We start from the raw sequence: 1,068 nt of genomic DNA, 5'->3' as shown, positions 1-1,068 counted from the left end.
AAAAAAACCTTATAAATCATTGAGTAACGCGAGAGAAGGGCTGGTTGGTCTGGCACAATCTGGCACTGATAAGCAGGGGTAAGCGGCCGATTTCTGATGGTATATTTGCTGGTATCGGACGTTCCGAGGATCGATGAATTCGCTCGATACCATCCACCCGTTCTTGCCTGCGTGATGGTATCGTGATGGTATCGAAGTGATATAAGTTGTTGATTTGTAAGCAGAAAATTCCGCTCGGAGGGCCGGTTTTCTGAGATGGTATCGAGATGCTGTCCGAGACCAAGCTGCGCAACCTCAAGCCGCTGGACAAGCCGTACAAGGTAGCCGACCGTGCGGGCTGTACGTTGTGGTCACCCCGAAGGGAACGATCTCCTTTCGCTACAACTACCGCCTGAACGGGCGACAGGAAACGCTGGTGCTCGGCCGCTATGGGGCCGATGGCATCACCTTGGCCGAGGCGCGGCAGCGGCTTGTGGCCGCGAAAAAACTGGTCAGTGAGGGCAAGTCACCGGCGCGCCAGAAGTCCAGGGAGTTGCAGAGGGCCCGAGACGTCGAAACCTTCGGTGCCTGGGCCGAGCTGTGGCTAAAACATTACCCGATGGCAGAGTCAACGCGAGACATGCGCCGGTCGGTCTATGAACGTGACCTGAAGGAGTCCTTCGGCCGACTCAAGATGACAGAAATCAGCCATGAGGATCTTCGCTGTCTGTGCGACAAAATCGTAGCGCGAGGCGCGCCAGCAACGGCGGTTCATGCGCGCGAAGTCGTCCACATGGTGTATCGGTATGCACTGGAGCGCGGCCATCGCTATGAAAACCCCGCAGAACTCGTGCGGCCCACATCCATTGCGCGCTTCGAACCAAAAGATCGTGCACTGTCTCCGCAAGAGATCTGGCTTCTTTATCAATACCTGGAGCGCGTATCGACCGCGCCGACCATCCGCTTGGCGGTCAAGTTGCTGCTGTTGACGATGGTCAGAAAGTCGGAATTGACTGAAGCGACGTGGGGCGAAGTCAACTTTACCCAGGCGACCTGGACCATTCCGGCGGAACGGATGAAGAGGAAGCG

Annotated in this window: 1 pseudogene; it reads left to right on the top strand. The window is 56.6% G+C overall.

The features are described from left to right. Positions 1 to 266 precede the first annotated feature (266 nt). Positions 267 to 1,068: pseudogene (locus Tchar_RS13520) on the top strand (tyrosine-type recombinase/integrase); the annotation flags it as partial.

It is taken from the genome of Tepidimonas charontis (assembly GCF_007556685.1).
Taxonomy (GTDB): Bacteria; Pseudomonadota; Gammaproteobacteria; order Burkholderiales; family Burkholderiaceae_C; genus Tepidimonas; species Tepidimonas charontis.
The sequence above is the reverse complement of the archived record's forward strand: the minus strand, read 5'-3'. Positions and strand labels throughout refer to the sequence as shown.